This is a genomic window from Archangium sp. (assembly GCF_045802675.1).
Lineage (GTDB): Bacteria > Myxococcota > Myxococcia > Myxococcales > Myxococcaceae > Archangium.
Genome location: NZ_JBJMQO010000090.1, coordinates 1 through 14,801, shown reverse-complemented (window position 1 = coordinate 14,801; position 14,801 = coordinate 1). Strand labels below are relative to the sequence as shown.

Annotated in this window: 15 protein-coding genes; 7 read left to right on the top strand and 8 right to left on the bottom strand. The window is 69.8% G+C overall.

Annotated elements, in window-relative coordinates; all coding sequences use genetic code 11:
* Positions 1–6 precede the first annotated feature (6 nt).
* The 4 genes from ACJ8AN_RS25695 to ACJ8AN_RS25680 all read right to left on the bottom strand — a co-directional run bounded on the left by ACJ8AN_RS25695 (position 7) and on the right by ACJ8AN_RS25680 (position 3,808).
* Positions 7–309 carry a hypothetical protein gene (locus tag ACJ8AN_RS25695; RefSeq protein ID WP_407758106.1) on the bottom strand — a complete coding sequence of 101 codons (303 nt, stop codon included), beginning with the start codon at positions 307–309 and terminating at the stop codon, positions 7–9.
* On the bottom strand, positions 306–1,373 hold the full coding sequence (locus ACJ8AN_RS25690) for an esterase/lipase family protein (protein WP_407758105.1): 1,068 nt from the start codon (positions 1,371–1,373) through the stop codon (positions 306–308). Before ACJ8AN_RS25690 ends, ACJ8AN_RS25695 begins: the two co-directional genes overlap by 4 nt.
* A gap of 231 nt (positions 1,374–1,604) precedes the next feature.
* The gene (locus tag ACJ8AN_RS25685; protein ID WP_407758104.1) at positions 1,605–2,483 is read right to left on the bottom strand and encodes a L,D-transpeptidase family protein; all 879 of its coding nucleotides are present in this window, start codon (positions 2,481–2,483) and stop codon (positions 1,605–1,607) included.
* A gap of 50 nt (positions 2,484–2,533) precedes the next feature.
* A complete protein-coding gene (locus tag ACJ8AN_RS25680; RefSeq protein ID WP_407758103.1) occupies positions 2,534–3,808 on the bottom strand; it encodes a transporter substrate-binding domain-containing protein in 1,275 nt (424 codons plus the stop codon).
* Between the two features lie 153 nt (positions 3,809–3,961).
* Between ACJ8AN_RS25680 and ACJ8AN_RS25675 the strand changes: the two genes are divergently transcribed.
* Entirely contained in the window at positions 3,962–4,918 is a 957-nt protein-coding gene (locus ACJ8AN_RS25675; RefSeq protein WP_407758102.1) for an aldo/keto reductase, read from the top strand.
* A 48-nt stretch (positions 4,919–4,966) separates the two neighbouring features.
* Positions 4,967–6,184: a hypothetical protein gene (locus ACJ8AN_RS25670; protein ID WP_407758101.1), complete on the top strand. Its 1,218-nt coding sequence runs from the start codon at positions 4,967–4,969 to the stop codon at positions 6,182–6,184.
* 1 nt (position 6,185) lies between these two features.
* Here the strand turns inward: ACJ8AN_RS25670 and ACJ8AN_RS25665 are convergent, their stop codons facing one another.
* Positions 6,186–6,893, bottom strand: coding sequence for an NIPSNAP family protein (locus ACJ8AN_RS25665; protein ID WP_407758100.1), 708 nt, complete (start codon positions 6,891–6,893; stop codon positions 6,186–6,188).
* Between the two features lie 129 nt (positions 6,894–7,022).
* Between ACJ8AN_RS25665 and ACJ8AN_RS25660 the strand changes: the two genes are divergently transcribed.
* Positions 7,023–7,664 carry a GNAT family N-acetyltransferase gene (locus ACJ8AN_RS25660; RefSeq protein ID WP_407758099.1) on the top strand — a complete coding sequence of 214 codons (642 nt, stop codon included), beginning with the start codon at positions 7,023–7,025 and terminating at the stop codon, positions 7,662–7,664.
* A gap of 180 nt (positions 7,665–7,844) precedes the next feature.
* Positions 7,845–8,300, top strand: coding sequence for an SRPBCC family protein (locus ACJ8AN_RS25655; protein WP_407758098.1), 456 nt, complete (start codon positions 7,845–7,847; stop codon positions 8,298–8,300).
* 13 nt (positions 8,301–8,313) lie between these two features.
* Here ACJ8AN_RS25655 and ACJ8AN_RS25650 read toward each other — a convergent pair whose 3' ends face one another.
* Positions 8,314–9,414 (bottom strand): glycosyltransferase, encoded by a 1,101-nt coding sequence (locus ACJ8AN_RS25650; protein ID WP_407758097.1) that lies wholly within the window; start codon positions 9,412–9,414, stop codon positions 8,314–8,316.
* A gap of 136 nt (positions 9,415–9,550) precedes the next feature.
* Between ACJ8AN_RS25650 and ACJ8AN_RS25645 the strand changes: the two genes are divergently transcribed.
* On the top strand, positions 9,551–10,324 hold the full coding sequence (locus ACJ8AN_RS25645; RefSeq protein ID WP_407758096.1) for a hypothetical protein: 774 nt from the start codon (positions 9,551–9,553) through the stop codon (positions 10,322–10,324).
* A 100-nt stretch (positions 10,325–10,424) separates the two neighbouring features.
* Entirely contained in the window at positions 10,425–11,303 is an 879-nt protein-coding gene (locus tag ACJ8AN_RS25640) for an SDR family oxidoreductase (protein ID WP_407758095.1), read from the top strand.
* Positions 11,304–11,815: 512 nt separating this feature from the next.
* Here the strand turns inward: ACJ8AN_RS25640 and ACJ8AN_RS25635 are convergent.
* Positions 11,816–13,468: an alpha-amylase family protein gene (locus tag ACJ8AN_RS25635; protein WP_407758094.1), complete on the bottom strand. Its 1,653-nt coding sequence runs from the start codon at positions 13,466–13,468 to the stop codon at positions 11,816–11,818.
* Between the two features lie 589 nt (positions 13,469–14,057).
* Here ACJ8AN_RS25635 and ACJ8AN_RS25630 point away from each other — a divergent pair.
* Positions 14,058–14,576 carry a hypothetical protein gene (locus ACJ8AN_RS25630; protein ID WP_407758093.1) on the top strand — a complete coding sequence of 173 codons (519 nt, stop codon included), beginning with the start codon at positions 14,058–14,060 and terminating at the stop codon, positions 14,574–14,576.
* Here ACJ8AN_RS25630 and ACJ8AN_RS25625 read toward each other — a convergent pair.
* On the bottom strand, positions 14,573–14,801 hold a 229-nt coding region (locus ACJ8AN_RS25625), incomplete at its 5' end, for a MerR family transcriptional regulator (protein ID WP_407758092.1). The two genes, ACJ8AN_RS25630 and ACJ8AN_RS25625, sit on opposite strands and share 4 nt — an antisense overlap.

Genomic DNA, 14,801 nt, shown 5'->3' with positions numbered 1-14,801 from the left:
GGCCCGCTACCTCCGCTGCTGGGGCTCCAGGGCTCCGGCGTCTCGCGCGCGCGACTGCTCGACGAGGTCGAGCGCGACGACCACCGCCGTGCCCGCCACGCGGTTGACCCACCGGACCATCCCATACGAGCTCGAGACGGCCAGGTCATGGAGCTCGTGCACGCTCCGGGCGGTGGCCGCGAGCGGGGGCACCTTCTCCAGCAGCTCGAAGGGCGTGGCGGCGGTGCGCTTGTGCACCTGCTCCACCGCTGTCGCGCCCTTGTCCACCGCGTCCCGCACCAGCTCCGTCAATCCGCGCCACTTCTTCATGGAAGCTCCTGGTCGCACCAGTCCCTCACCTGCTCATAAACCGCCGCGTGGTGGGCCAGGGCGATGTGGTCCACCCCCGCCACCACCTTGACGTTCTCTTGCGGAAACACCGGCGAGCGGTCCTCTGGTGCCGCCCGTCCGGCGGCGCTCGCCACGGGCACCACGCCGTCGCCGAAGAGCGCCGAGAGCATGTGGCGCTCGTCCTGGCCCAGGGCACCCACGAGCAGGTGATGGGACAGCTCCGGGAGCAGCGGGACGGGGTGGCGGCGGTTGCGCGGCCGCGCCGTGCCCTCCACGCCCTCCCAGTCCCGCTTCAGCAGGTTCCCGTAACCCAGGTCCTTCACGCCGCTGCTGCGCAGGTCGACGACGTCCGCCACCAGCCGTGTGTAGGGATTGGGAATCGCCCGCAGCACCTGGCTCACCACCTTGCCCGCCCGTTCGAGCGGCGAGCCCAGGTGCGGCACGCCGATGTAGAGGGCTCGGCGGACCCGGGACAGCCAGGAGTGCCCCGCCTCGGCGGCCACGTGACACGCGCTGCGCACCACCAGCCCGCCCATGCTGTAGCCCACCAGGAGGAGTTCCTCGACGGGGACCGGGAAACAGGCCACCAGCGTCTCCAGCAGCCGGGCCAGGGCCTCGCCGTTGTCGGAGATGTGCAGGCCCGTGTTGTAGCGGAGGTAGAGCGGCGTCACGCCCCGGTCCCGTTGCAGCAGCGCGCCGTAGCTCACCGCGGGCTCGTCCGGGAAGGACCAGACGGCCTCGGTGACGGCGAGCCCATGCACCCAGAGCGCCAGCCGGCCCGTGGCCGCGGGGTACGCACGCCGCAGTGACTCCCGATCGAGCCGCACCGGGTGCCCTTCGAGGAAGAGCTCCATCGGCGTGGCCAACCCGTTGTCCTGGCGGTGGAGGTAGTCCCCCAGCACGCCATTGAGGACGCCGAGGGCGAACTCCAGCTTGCCGCCACCGGCCGGGGTTGCGGGCGGCGGCACGGCGAGCGCTCCAGCGGGGGCGGGTGGGGCCAGGCCGGGCTGCATCGCCGACGCTTCGGTGTCTTTGGAGGTCATCAAGGTTCGCTCGCGGCGGACCATGACACGGATGACGCGCCGCGTAAATCCAGCGGCCCGACGGGTGAGGCCCGCGCCTAAGCCAGGTGGGCAAAGTCCAGTCAGGGTGCTCTCGGCGCAAAGAACGAGGCACCTTCCGGTCGCGTTTCGTCCCGACTGGTACGACCATCGGACCAGTTGCGGGAAAACGCGCCCGGAGCCACCCCCCTGACAGGACTTACCCCATCTGGCCTAGCGCGAGGCCACCGCGCCCGAGAGGTCCGGCGTCCCCGTGGGCGCCGTGGGGGGAGTGCTCAGGTGCGGGTCGTTGATGCTGTCGACGATGGCCACCATGTCGCCCACGTGCAGGGCGTCATAGATGGCAATGATGGCGGTGTTGTCGTGGCGGACGCAGCCGTGCGAGACGTCCTCGCCGAGCTGGGCGGGAGCGCTGGTGCCGTGGAGCTCCTCGCCCGAGCGCGAGCCATCCGCCCACGAGAGATCGACGATGCGAGGCCCGAAGACGGGGCCGCCCCAGAGCTTCTTGCCCAGGGCGATGGACTGCGCCTCGTCGAGCTTGCCCGTCACCTTCTTGAGGCCCGAGTCCGTCTGCGTATAGCGGGAGCCCACCGCGTTGCCGAAGATGGAGTGGAGCTTGCCCTGGGGATCGAAGAGGAAGGTGCGGTGCTCGTTCTTCACCACCACCACGCGCACGGGGACGCTCTTGTAGCGGGACCCCGGCAGGTGCTGCGTCTGCCCCCGCTGTCCCGGTGCCAGGGCGAGCGCATCCAGCGCGCGAAGGGTGGCGGCGTCCACCACGCCCGAGGCCTTTACCTCGGGGTAGGCCGAGCGGGCATGTACCTGGAAGTTATGCACCGCCTTGGTGGACTGCGCGCCGAACGCACCATCCGCGCCCCCGTGCATGCTGAAGCCCATGTCGAGCAGGGCCTGCTGCACGGCTTTCACTCCCGGCCCCTTCGCGCCGGTGCCGAGCGTGGCCTTGCCCGCGAGCACACCCGCGAGATCCGGCAGGTGGGCGAAGCGCTCGTTGTGGAGCGCCGGCGAGTCACTGCTTCCGGTCGTGGGCGCGGCGGCGGGAGACGGCGGGGAGCCAGTGGAATCGGCGGGCATGGAGCACCTGGTGCGTGAGGGACAACGATACGCGCCGAGCTTAGTTCAGCTCATTGCCCGAGCTGTACCAGTGCATCGGCGAGGCGGTCGATCTCCTCGCCCTCCAGGCCCGTGGACGCGAGCTCCTCGTGGGCCTTGCGCCGCGTGGCCTCGCGGTCCAGCTCCCGGGGAACGCGTGGCACGAGCGTGCTGAGGCGCGCGCTGATCCGCGCGAGCGCCGGCCGGAGCTCCGTATCGAGCGAGTGCTCGGGTGCATTCGGGTCCGTGGGCGTGCGCTGCTGGATGTGTTTGGCCGCATCGATTTGAGCCTGGAAGAACGCGGTGATGGCCTCGTCCGGAGGCGCCGCGACGCCGAGGGCCTTCGCGGCTTCGTGGACCTCCTTCCGGGCGGCCTCGAGCACGCGCGCTTCCTGGGCGGGCACCTCGATGGGCTGGCCCGCGCGCTGCTTGGCCACGGCCACCATTGGCATCAACGCCAGCCGCTCGGCCGTCGCGGAGAGCAGCGCGTCCACGGGCGTCGCGGTGGGACCCATGGCCCCAGGGCCGAGATACCGCGCCCGCAGCCGCTCCAGTGCGCCGCTCGCCTCCTGCTGGAGGAGCCAGGTGTCCAGGTCCGCGGCCAGCTCGGCGTGCGAGGGCTCCACGTAGAGCGCCACCACGTCCCGGGTGAAGGGGCCGACGCGCTCGATGCCGGAGAGGCCCTCGGCCCAGTGGGGTCCCTCGACGGTGTTGGTGAGCGCCGCGTCGGCCTGTCCGGAGGCCAGCGCCTCGCGCACCGCCGCGTTGTCCGGAATGGCGAGAATGCTCGCGTGCGGGAAGTGCGCCCGGGCCACGCGCTCCAGGTGCCCACCCCGGTTCACCGCCACGCGGAACTCGGGCCGGTCGAGCGTGTGCAGCAGTGCGAGGGGTTCCTCGGGGGCGCTGCTTCCGGGCGAAGGAGCCCAGGCCGGCCGCCGCAGGAGCAGCAGGGCACCATTGCGCGCCACCGGGACGGTGTACCGCCCGGCGAGCGAGCGCTCGGGCCGGAGGGTGAGGCCACTGGCCGCCACGTCGAAGCGATGCGCACCGAGGTCCGCCACCAGCTCCGGCCAGCGGAAGCGCACCCATTCGAGCCGGTAGCCGCGCTCGTTCGCATAGGCCTCCATGAGCGCGGCGTCGAAGCCCGACGCCTGCCCGTCCCGCAGCGTGGTGAAGGGCGGGTAGTCACCGCTCGTGCCCACGCGGAGGACGCGGGGCTCGCGCGAGGGCGGGGTTGCCGTGGGATGCGCCGCACACGCCGCGAGCAGGGCCAGCACCGCGCTCGCGAGGAGGGTACGGGCGTGCACGAATCCCAGGGACACTTTCGAAGGAGGGGTCGGATGCATGCCTGCATCGTCGTCCAACGCACAGGGCCCGCGCGAGGGCCGCGAGGAGGATGCTCCCACGGACCACAATCCCCACCTTGACCGGCACTTCATCGGAACGGAGTGGGAGAGACCATGGCCGATTCAGAAATGCCCTACCGGGTTCTTGGCGGCACGGGGGAGAAGGTGTCCGCGATTGGCCTCGGGGGTTGGCACCTCGCGCTGCCCAAGGTCGATGAGAAGCTCGCCTTCCGCATCGTGCGCAGCGCCATCGATCGCGGCATCAACTTCATGGACAACTGCTGGGACTACAACGACGGCATCAGCGAGCTGCGCATGGGCAAGGCGCTCCGCGAGGGCTACCGGCAGAAGGTCTTCCTGATGACCAAGATCGACGGCCGCACGAAGAAGGAGGCCACGCGGCAACTGGAGCAATCGCTCGAGCGGCTGCAAACGGACTGCATCGACCTCGTGCAGCACCATGAAATCCTCCGCTTCGAGGACCCCAACCGCATCTTCGCCAGGGACGGCGCGCAGGAGGCTCTGCTCGAGGCCCAGAAGGCCGGCAAGCTGCGCTACATCGGCTTCACCGGGCACAAGGACCCGCGCATCCACCTGTACATGCTGGAGGTCGCCCGCGAGAACGGCTTCAAGTTCGACGCGGTCCAGATGCCCCTCAACCTCATGGACGCCCACTTCCGCAGCTTCTCCAAGCAGGTGCTCCCGGAGCTCGTGAAGGACGGCATCGGCGTGCTCGCGATGAAGACGCTGGCCAATGGCTCCCTCCTCGAGTCGAAGACGGTGACGGCCATCGAGTGCCTCCACTACGCGCTCCACCTGCCCACGTCGGTCGTCATCACGGGCGTGGACAGCATGGAGATTCTGGAGCAGGCCTTCGAGGCGGCACGCACCTTCAAGCCCTTCTCCGACGAGGAGCTCCAGAAGCTGCTGGCGAAGACGCAGAAGGCCGCCGCCCACGGCGAGTTCGAGCCCTTCAAGACCTCGTCCATCTACGACGGGACCGCGGCCAATCAAAAGTGGTTGGGCGAGGAGCCCGAGCACCTGCAGGCCCTGATGATGGGCACTGTCTGAGCCGTGCGGAGCCCCAGGGCGAGCGACAGGGACGGCCTGCCTCTTCACGTGGTCCGGGGGACTCGCGAGCTGCGCCGGCTGCTCCGGGAGGCTGTCGACCTCCGGACCCTCGACGTGGAGGGCTTCCGCCACTGGCTCGCCCAACAGCTCCCGTACTGGGAACTGGACCCTGCCTTCGTTCAGCGCGCCGGCATCCGCGAGCTGCGGCGGGCCCATCCCGAGTTGCTCGCACTGGAAGACACCTTCCGTCGTTCCACCGCCGCGGACGAAGCCTCCTCCCATGGGGCTCGCCTGCGCGAGGTGGAAGAAGAGCTCCTGAGGACCGGCAAGGCCATTGCCGGGTTGGGGGCCGCGCTGGAGCGGAGCGCGCTGGAAAAGCAGCCGGACCTCAAGGCAAAGCTCGCTGCTTTTCAGACACGACAACAGGAGCTGCGACGTGAGCAGGAAGCGCTGACCCAGGCGAGCCCCGCGCGGCGGGAATGGCTCCGGGTCCGCGGGGAATTGGAGCGGCTGCGCTCACGCCTCGGGTTGGAGCGCGCGGAAGCGGACCTGTCCGAGCTCCTCCTGCGGCAGGGGCGCCGTTCCGGGAACATGGGCGGAAGCTTCGAGCAGCAGGCACTCGCCCTGACCTGGAACACCCTCGTGCCCGACCTGGTGGGAAAGGCGGGCGACACGGCGCGTCTCCGGGTGCTCACGGGCGTGGGGCTCGGGGCGGCGCGGACCGAGCTCGACCAACTGCTCATCCGGCGGCCGCGTCACCCCGAGCAGCCCGTGGAGGTGCTGGCCCTCGTCGAGGTGAAGCGCAACCTCAACGACCTCGCCCACGGCTTCCGCCGCCGTCAGGAGAACCTGGCCTGGTTCACGGGAGACGCCCGGCACTACGACCCCCCGGAGTACCGGACCCGCTATTTCCGCTCGGGACATTTCGACCGAGAGGCCGTGCACGAGCAGGACGGCGAGCGTTTCGTCTTCTCTCGCGACTCCTTCCGTCGCTTCCGGCGCGAACCCGGCCCCGGCGTGTTCCTGCGCCGTCTGTATTTCATCACCCGGGAGGGGACCCTGGATGGCGTCTCCGCCTCGGCGTTGTCCCGCATCCGCCACCGCGTCGCGACCGATGAGGGGTTGCAGCTCCAGAGCGAGGCCGCTCTCCGCGAGCTGCTGCGCTGGTGCCAATCCCTGGCGGAGCCCCTGGAAGCCCCCGACATGCTCCGGCTCTACTGCTCGGTGCCGGGGCGCGCACGTCAGGTGCTGGTGGTGGCCCGGTAGCTCAGCTCCAGGTGCGCTCCTGGTTGCGCGCGTTCTTGTCCCGGAACGCCTGCTCCAGGTCCACGCCCGTGCGGTTGGCGATGGCCAGCAGGTAGTTGAAGACGTCCACCAGCTCCTCCGCGAGGTGGGCCTTGGCCGTGTCCGCCGGAGTGCCCTGGCCCTCGTCGAAGTACTTGTTGTAGCGGCGCACCGCCTTGAACAGCTCCCCCACCTCCTCGCCCATGAGGAAGCAGTTGTGCACCAGGTCCACCTTCAGCCATCCATGCATCGTCTCGAGCTCGTGGATGTAGTGCTGGTAGTCCTTCATCGGCGCGCCCTCGGAGAGCTGGATCTTCTCCGCTCGCGGGGGGCTCTCGACGCGGCCGGACTCGCCCCGGTCCAGCTCGCGCAGGAGCGCCGGGGTCGCGGGGCGCACCACCGTGTTGTACGTGTCGATCATCGCCATCACCTCGGCGTCATGGTTCTCCAGCCACTCCTTGCTGCCGTAGAAGGCATCGAGCACCTTCGTGCGGTGCTCGAGCGAGGGGTACGCGCGCATCAGGTAATAGCCATCCGCGTCATGGAGCGAGGGGCCGAAGTCGACCACCGTGATGCCGTGGCGCCGCAGCATCGGCATGGCGCCCGTGCGGAACACGGTGTCGAACCGCTCCCGCGTGCCGGGGCGAAGCTTGTACGTGCGAATCTCCAGGAAGCGGTCGTCCGTCGCCATGGTGTGTTCCTTCCCCTGCGTCTGATGGAGGCGGGGAAGGGTACACACCTCGGGGCGGCGGGTTGTCGGAAAACCACGCGGGCCGTTGGCTGGAGGTCCCGGCGCGAAGGGTGTACACCCCGCGCTCGCATGAGCACCGAGAACGACCCCCTCCTCTACCGCGAGACCACGCCCCTCATCGCCCCGCCGGTGACGCTCGAGGGCGTCGCGGTGCGCCTGGAGCCGCTGGCCATGAGCCATGCGCCCGCGCTCGCCGCCGTGGTGGAGCCCTCCCTCTTCGAGTTCTTTCCCATGGTGCTCAGCTCGCTCCAGGACGTGGAGGCGTACATCGCCGAGGCGCTGGAAGCGGTGGAGCGCGGGGTGGAGCGTCCCTTCGTCATCATCGAGAAGCAGACGGGCACGCCGGTGGGCAGCACGCGCTACCTGGACATCCAGCGCAAGCACCGCACGCTGGAGATTGGCCACACGTGGTTGGCGAAGCGGGTGTGGCGCTCGCGGGTGAATACCGAGTGCAAGTACCTGCTGCTGCGCCAGGCCTTCGAGGAGCTGAAGGTGATGCGGGTGCAGCTCAAGACGGACCGGCGCAACGTGCGCTCGCGCGCGGCCATCGAGCGCATCGGCGCGCGCTTCGAGGGCATCCTCCGTCACCACATGCTGGTGCGCGGCGGCGTGGTGCGCGACTCGGCCTACTTCAGCGTCATCGACACCGAGTGGCCCGAGGTGAAGAAGGGACTGGAGGCGAAGCTGGCTCGGTCCTCCGACTCTCCGTGAGCCTGGGTGCACCGCGGGTGCGCCTGGACGGATGCACTCCGTGCGAGCGGCCCAGCGCTCGTCACACGGCGGACAGAACCCGGCGGAAAGCCCATCTTCCGGGGTGCAGGAGGCCCGGCGCGTGGCCATGGATGGTCACGCGCGGGGTCCGGGTCCGCGTTGGGGAGGCAGGCAGGCGCGATGATCGAATTGGAGCAGAGCGTTCTCATCCGGCGTCCCCTGGACGAGGTCTTCGCGCTGGCGAGTGACCCGGAGAAGGATCCGAACTGGACCGCGGTGGTCGAGCACGTGGACGTGACGGCGCCCCTGGGCGTCGGGGTGCGCCTCATCCAGCGGGTGCACCTGCTCGGGCGGCGCGCGCACGTGCCCGTCGAGGTGCTCGAGTACGAGCCCCCGGTGCGCGTGGTGCTCCGGGCCAACCTGCCGCACATCCAGGTGCTGGGCTGGCGCCTGTTCGAGTGGACCGGAGAGGGCACGCGCGTGACGTTCCGCACGCAGGCCCGGCTCGGGGGCCTGTTCGCCCTCACCACGCCGCTCTTCGTCCGCACCGCCCGCAGGCACCTGGAAGAGGACCTGACGCGGTTGCGGCGTATCCTGGAGTCCGCTGCATTCCAGCAGCCGCTCCAGGCGACGTGACCCGAGGCCCGCCTCAGGGCCGCATCGCACGCTCGAGGGCATCCTCCACCAGGGCGACCCGGCGGGACGGGAGGGAGAGCCCTTCCGCCCGCTGACGGCCCGCGCGTCCCAGGGCCCGCCTCGACCCGGGGTCCACCAACCACCGCGCGAGCACTCCGGCGACCGCGTCCGCCCTCGGCTGCACCCGCGCTCCACACGTCTCGTCGACGATCTCCCGCGCCCCGCCGAGGTCCGTCGTCAGCACGGGCAGCCCCGCGTACATCGCCTCGATGAAGACGATGCCGAAGCCCTCGGGCACGACGTTGGGGTGGCAGAACACGTCCGCCGCGGTGAACAACCGGGGAATGTCCATGCGCTGGCCAAGGAAGCGCACCCGGTCCGTCAGCCCTTGGTCCGCCACCTGCGCGCGCAGGCGCTCCACGTAGGCCTGCTCCTCCGGGCGCTGCGTGCCGCCCGCGAGCCAGCACTCCCAGGCCGTGTCCCGCCCCAGCTTCGCGAGTGCCTCCAGCAGCAGCGCATGTCCCTTGCCCGGCTCCATGCGGCTCACCTGGAGGATGACGGGCGTGTCCTCGGGCACTCCCAATTCCTGGCGGAGGGCCTCGCGGACTCCGGGCTCCCTCGGTGTGCGATCCTCGACGGGGCAGCCGGCGACGAGCGGCGTGAGCTGGGGCACCAGCGCCGAAGCGGACGCGGCCGTGAACGCCGAGTTGGCCAACAGCGCGTGCGGAGGGAAGCGGGCCATCAGCCAGTCCAGCCGGTTGCGCGCGTCCATCTGCCCGTGCACGAAGAGCGCCTGCCGGTAGCCTTGCAGCGCCGGGGCCGCGACGAGCTTCAGCCACGTGGAGTGGGCGAGCACCAGGTCCGGGCGCCAGGCCTTCAACAGCCCGCGCAGCCGCACCTGCGGCCCGAGCAGCGTCCATGGGCGTCCCAGCCGCGCCGGGCCGAGCACCTCCACGCTGGCCCCCGCGGCCCGCAGCTCGGTGGCCAGCCGGCCCTCGAAGAACAGCGCGAAGCGGTGCTCCAGCCGCCGGGGCGAGCGTGCCAGCGTGACGAGGAACGTCTCCACGCCTCCGTACAGGTTTCCCGCCGCCAGATGGAGCACTCGGCCCGCCACGTCTCCTCCTCGCTGTCTCGCTCCCCGATGTTGGCCCCGTGCGCTCGGGCCATCAAGCTTCGAGGCTCGCCCGGCCACCCGGCGGGAGTGCGGCTCGGAACAGGCCATTCCGGGAGGGGGTGTTAGGGTTCCTCCGATGGCTTCCGCTTCGTCTCTCCGTTTCGTCATGGGCGCGCTCGCCGCGCTGGGGCTCCTCGCCGGTTGTGGCCGCACCGTGGCCGAGCCCGTCACCCTCGCCGACCTGCAGGGCCGCTCCCTCCAGTTCACCCTCACGGACATCGACTCGCTGGAGCGCGACTCGTCCGTGGGCGCGTACCGCTTCACGCTGGCCTTCTCCAACGAGTCCTGCGCCCAGCTCGCCAGCGGTGTCACCGCCACCCTCAATGGCCAGCCCATGAAGCTCAACCCGGGCGGCGTCCCCGACACCGGCGTCGGCGGCCGCGAGGTGTGCGAGCCCCCGAGCGCCACCTTCGACTTCGACCCCGCGCAGTGGGACGCCGAGCCCACCGAGGATCTCCGCATCATCCTCCAGGACGACACGCACCCGGTGCTGCTCGTGCTCCAGGATGCCAAGGCCAAGCGGCGCTTCCTGCGCACCAGCCCGGGCACCGCCGGCACGCTGCGGCGCGGGCAGACGCATACCTACGTGTGGCTGCCCGAGACCGATACCCTCGCGGCGCCCGCGCAGGCCACGCTCATCCACAAGGCCAGTGGCGCGGTGGCCGCCCTCACCGTGGACCCGGAGGGCAACGCGGCCCACTTCCTCGTCCCCAGCGGCACCGTCGAGGGCCAGTACATCCTGCGCCTGAGCGGCACCGCGGCTCCCCAGGTGCTCGCCTGCGAGGGCGTGGCCGGTTGCACGGGCGGCCTCTTCCATTCCGAGGACCTCGAAATCTCCGTCACGAACTGAGCCCGCCCGCCGTACGGGCAGGGGTTCCTCTCCGGCGGTTGCCGACGTCCGGCGCCCTCCCCACCGTGGGCAGGGTAGGCAATCGGAGAGGACCCCATCCATGGCTCAGAAGAATCCGCGTGAAGCAGGCCCCAAGCCCCCCATGCCTCCCCAGGAGCAGCAGCATCCCGGTCTCGAGAAGGACATGACCCCCGAGCCGGATTACGGCCTCACGTCCTACAAGGGGCTCGGCCGCTTGAAGGACAGGGTGGCGCTCGTCACCGGGGGCGACAGCGGCATCGGCCGCGCGGTGTGCCTGGCCTTCGCGCGCGAGGGCGCCGACGTGGCCTTCGCCTACCTCAACGAGGACCCGGACGCCGAGGAGACGTGCAGGGTGGTGAAGGACTCGGGCCACGAGGTGCTCTCGCTCAAGGGAGACCTCACGGACGAGGCGGTGTGCCGGCGCATCATCGAGGACACGGTGAAGCGCTTCGGCCGCATCGACGTGCTGGTGAACAACGCGGCCTACCAGGGCAAGAAGGTGGAGAAGTTCGAGGAGCTCACGGCCGAGCGGCTCGAGCGCACCTTCCGCACCAACATCCTCGCGATGTTCCACCTGGTGCGCTACGCGCTGCCGCACATGAAGGCGGGGGGCTCCATCATCAACGTGGCCTCCATCCAGGCCTACCAGCCGTCGCCGGGCATCCTCGACTACGCGAGCACCAAGGGCGCCATCGTCACCTTCACCAAGGGCCTGGCGCAGGAGCTCATCGAGCGCGGCATCCGCGTCAACGCCGTGGCCCCGGGCCCCGTGTGGACGCCGCTCATTCCCCAGTCCTTCGACGCCCAGAAGGTGAAGGAGTTCGGCAAGCAGTCGCCCATGGGCCGCGCCGCGCAGCCGGTGGAGCTGGCGCCTTCGTTCGTGTTCCTCGCCTCCAACGAGTCCACCTACGTGAACGGGGAAATCCTCGGCGTCACCGGCGGCCAGGTGCTCGCCTGAGCGCGCACGGGAGCTGAGTCGAGGTGTGGGCGCCGGGCCGCGGGGAGCTGCCGCGAACCGGCGCTCGGCGTTCGTGTGCCCGGAAGCCGGCGGGCCGCGTCTTTCCGTGCCGGTAATCCGTGCCCCGTAAGTCTTACTGCGCCGGAGGACAGGGTTCCCCCGGCGGTGCGCCAAGCGCTTGAAATCACGGGCCCTCGTCCCACGGGCGCCGGTGGCACGCGGGATGCTCTATCTCCGCTGCGTAGAGGTGACGGGGCAGGACGGGTGGGGCGGTCGGGGTAGGGCGGGTTGGGGGCGGTCGGGCGGGTCGGTGGGGGTAGGGCGGGGTTGGGGTTTCAAGAAGGTTGAGTGGTTTCAGGGCGGTCGCGGGGTGGGGTGGTCGGGGTAGGGCGGGGTTGGACGGGGTTGGGGCAGTACGGGTTGGGGCAGTGACGGGTTGGGGCAGTGACGGGGGAAGGGAAGCTCGGCGGGGAGGAGTCGCGTGGGGGCGGCTCCTCCCCGTCTCTTTTGCGCTACCGCGAGCGCTTGAGGATGTAGTCCAGCCCACCCACGCGGTACCACCGGTAGCCGTAGCCCTCGAGCTCGAGCTGGTGCTGTCCGCGCCCGTTCGCTCGCGAGTGGTCTCCCGACAGCAGGTTCATGAGCACCTTCGCGTCCGCGCTTCCGGCCCCGAAGGTCACCGCGTGGCTCTTCGCGTCCAGGTTGTGCAGGATGACCACGCCGTTGTTCCGCCAGTCGTAGCGCAGCGCGAGCACGTGCGGTGAGTGCGTCTCCAGCACGCGCCACTGGCCCCAGCCGATTTCGGGGCACTCCTTGCGCGCGCGGATGATGCGCTCGGTCCAGTTCAGCAGCGAGCCCGGGTCCGTCTTCTGGTCCGCCACGTTCACCCGCTCGTAGCCATAGGGCCCCTCGGAGATGACGGGCAGCACGGTCTTCTTCGCGGTGGAGAAGCCGGCCTGGGGCTCGGTGGACCACTGCATGGGCGTGCGGATGGCGCTGCGCTCCTTGAGCGAGAGGTCCTCGCCCATTCCAATCTCATCCCCGTAGCGCAGCACCGGCGTGCCCGGGAGCGTGAACATCAGGCTGTAGGCCAATTCCAGACGCCTGCGGTCTCCCGCGAACATCGGCGCGAGCCGGCGGCGGATGCCGCGGTCGTACAGCTGCATCTTCTTCTCGGGGCCGAACTCCTCGAAGACGCGCTGGCGCTGCTCCTCGTCGAGCCGGCCGAGGTCCAGCTCGTCGTTGTTGCGCATGAAGTGCGCCCACTGCGACAGCTCCTCCGTCACCCGGGTCTTCTCGAGTGCCTGCACCAGCGGGCGCGCGTCCGCGGTGGCCAGCGCGAGGAAGGCGTGCTGGTTGACCAGGAAGTTGAACAGCATGTGCATCCGGTCGCCGTCGTCGCCGAAGTAGTCGAGGTCGTGGCTCGGGGGCACGTTGGCCTCGGCGAGCAGGATGGCGTCACCGGTGCGCCACTGGAGGAACATGCGCAGGTCGCGCAGCATCCGGTACTGCTCGGGGTGCGAGCCCCGGGCGCCCTCGCGTTGAATCACGAAGGGCACGGCGTCCATGCGGAAGCCAGACACCCCGAGCTCCAGCCAGAAGCCCACGATGCGCTGAATCTCCGTCCACACCTGGGGGTGGGAGGTGTTGAGGTCCGGCTGGAACTTGTAGAAGCGGTGGAAGTAATACGCCCTGGCTGCCGGGCTCCAGGTCCAGGTGGTCTTCTGCACGCCGGGGAAGACCATGCCCTGGTCCGCGTCCCGGGGCTTCTTCTTCGACCAGATGTACCAGTCGCGGTAGCGCGAGCGGGGATTGCTCTCCGCCTCCTTGAACCAGGGATGCTGGTTGGAGGTGTGGTTGACCACCAGGTCCATCATCACGCGGATGCCGTGCTTGCGGGCCTCGTGGGTGAAGTCGACGAAGTCGCCGAGCGTGCCGAGGCTCGGGTGGACGCCGTAGAAGTCGGTGATGTCGTAACCGTTGTCCCTCATGGGCGAGGGATGGAAGGGCAGCAGCCAGAGGGCGGTGACGCCGAGGCCCGCGAGGTAGCCGAGCCGGCGCGAGAGGCCTTCGAAGTCACCCACGCCATCGCCGTTGGAGTCCATGAACGTCTTGACGTCCAGGCAGTAGACGATGGCGTTCTTGTACCAGAGGTCGTCCAGCATCCCCGTGAGCCTGCCTCGCGGCAGGAGGGGCGACAACGCTGGCCACGGCGGGCCCGGGCGGGAGTGTTGGGGGCGGACACCTCCGGGCGGTGGCTTCGATTCCCGCCGCCTCCAATAGAGGTTGCCCGCCGCCTCGAGTCGAACCCACTCCTAAAATGGAGGCACGGCTCGCATCAGGGACCCAATCGGTTCTTGTCGGACCAAATGACGGGTGCCACGATTTCCGAGGGCGGGCTGTAGAGGCAACTGAGCCTCCGGGCATCTGCGTGACCGCCCCCCCTGTAGGGTTGGCTGTCCCGCATCCTATCCTTCGGGACCGATGCTCCTGGGGGAGGCCAGCGCCATGTTGAAGAAGCACCCGAGTCCTGCGGTGGGGGAGGGCGGCGGTACGCAGCTCGAAGCCCGGAGAGGAAGGACGGGGGGCCCGCCAAGCTGGGCACCTGCAGGGGCCTTCGGGCTCATCGTGCTCTTCCTCTTCACGGCGTGCGCGACACAGGCGCTCATGGGTGGCCAGCTCGTCGGGGAGAGTCGGTGGCGCCCGACGACACCACCCAAGGCCCGCTCAGCGCCGCGAAAGCTCGAGCCTGTGGTGGTGGTGTTCGCGGACAGCCCTACCTCGCACGGCAACACCGGCGTTGTGACCCTCACGGCGGCCGAGTACCGGCGGGCCGTCCAGGTGCTCGGCACGCGCTTCCAGGTGAAGGGCACGGCGCAGGAGACGGCCCAGGTTCTGCTCCAGGCCATGCCGGAGGAGGAGCTGCTCGCCGAGGTGTACCGCGACAGAGTGCTCACCCTGGTGCCGCTCAACGACAAAGGCCCGCTCCAGCCCGAAGCCGAGGCGGCTCTGAAGGAGAAGTACCTGCGTTGGTGCGAACACCGCGGTGGCGGTGACTGCCTGGGCCTCTTCACGGATGGGCCCTACCTGCGCACGGACGACAGGCGCACCCTGGCCCTTGCCCTCGCCTTCGGCGCGGTGCTCGACGAGACACAGGCGGCCCTGGGGCGGGAGCTCAGCCCGAAGGCAGTTCTCTCGTCGCTGGTGTGGGCCGCGGGCCTGTACCTGGCGCTCTGGCTGTTACCGGAACCTGCATCAGGACACCTGTGTTAGCGGGAATGGAGGTGATGATGGTGGTGCTGCGTGGGACGGCGTGACGTCCGTTTTCGAGCAAGGGCGGCCTGGATGAGCTGCTCCACCTCGTGGGTCAGCTGGAAGCAGAAATTGCTCTTCGGTAGAGCACGCTCGGGCGTGAGGATGCCCTTCTTTATCCAGTACCGCACGGTGTCCCAGGTTACTCCGTACTTCTCGACGAGCCCGCGCGTGGAGTAGCGGCCG

What these genes read in the sequence shown, in the direction of transcription:
- ACJ8AN_RS25695 (WP_407758106.1), bottom strand. Translation starts at nt 309, where the DNA reads ATGAAGAAGTGGCGCGGATTGACGGAGCTGGTGCGGGACGCGGTGGAC.
- ACJ8AN_RS25690 (WP_407758105.1), bottom strand. Translation starts at nt 1,373, where the DNA reads ATGACCTCCAAAGACACCGAAGCGTCGGCGATGCAGCCCGGCCTGGCC.
- ACJ8AN_RS25685 (WP_407758104.1), bottom strand. Translation starts at nt 2,483, where the DNA reads ATGCCCGCCGATTCCACTGGCTCCCCGCCGTCTCCCGCCGCCGCGCCC.
- ACJ8AN_RS25675 (WP_407758102.1), top strand. Translation starts at nt 3,962, where the DNA reads ATGGCCGATTCAGAAATGCCCTACCGGGTTCTTGGCGGCACGGGGGAG.
- ACJ8AN_RS25665 (WP_407758100.1), bottom strand. Translation starts at nt 6,893, where the DNA reads ATGGCGACGGACGACCGCTTCCTGGAGATTCGCACGTACAAGCTTCGC.
- ACJ8AN_RS25660 (WP_407758099.1), top strand. Translation starts at nt 7,023, where the DNA reads ATGAGCACCGAGAACGACCCCCTCCTCTACCGCGAGACCACGCCCCTC.
- ACJ8AN_RS25655 (WP_407758098.1), top strand. Translation starts at nt 7,845, where the DNA reads ATGATCGAATTGGAGCAGAGCGTTCTCATCCGGCGTCCCCTGGACGAG.
- ACJ8AN_RS25645 (WP_407758096.1), top strand. Translation starts at nt 9,551, where the DNA reads ATGGCTTCCGCTTCGTCTCTCCGTTTCGTCATGGGCGCGCTCGCCGCG.
- ACJ8AN_RS25640 (WP_407758095.1), top strand. Translation starts at nt 10,425, where the DNA reads ATGGCTCAGAAGAATCCGCGTGAAGCAGGCCCCAAGCCCCCCATGCCT.
- ACJ8AN_RS25635 (WP_407758094.1), bottom strand. Translation starts at nt 13,468, where the DNA reads ATGCTGGACGACCTCTGGTACAAGAACGCCATCGTCTACTGCCTGGAC.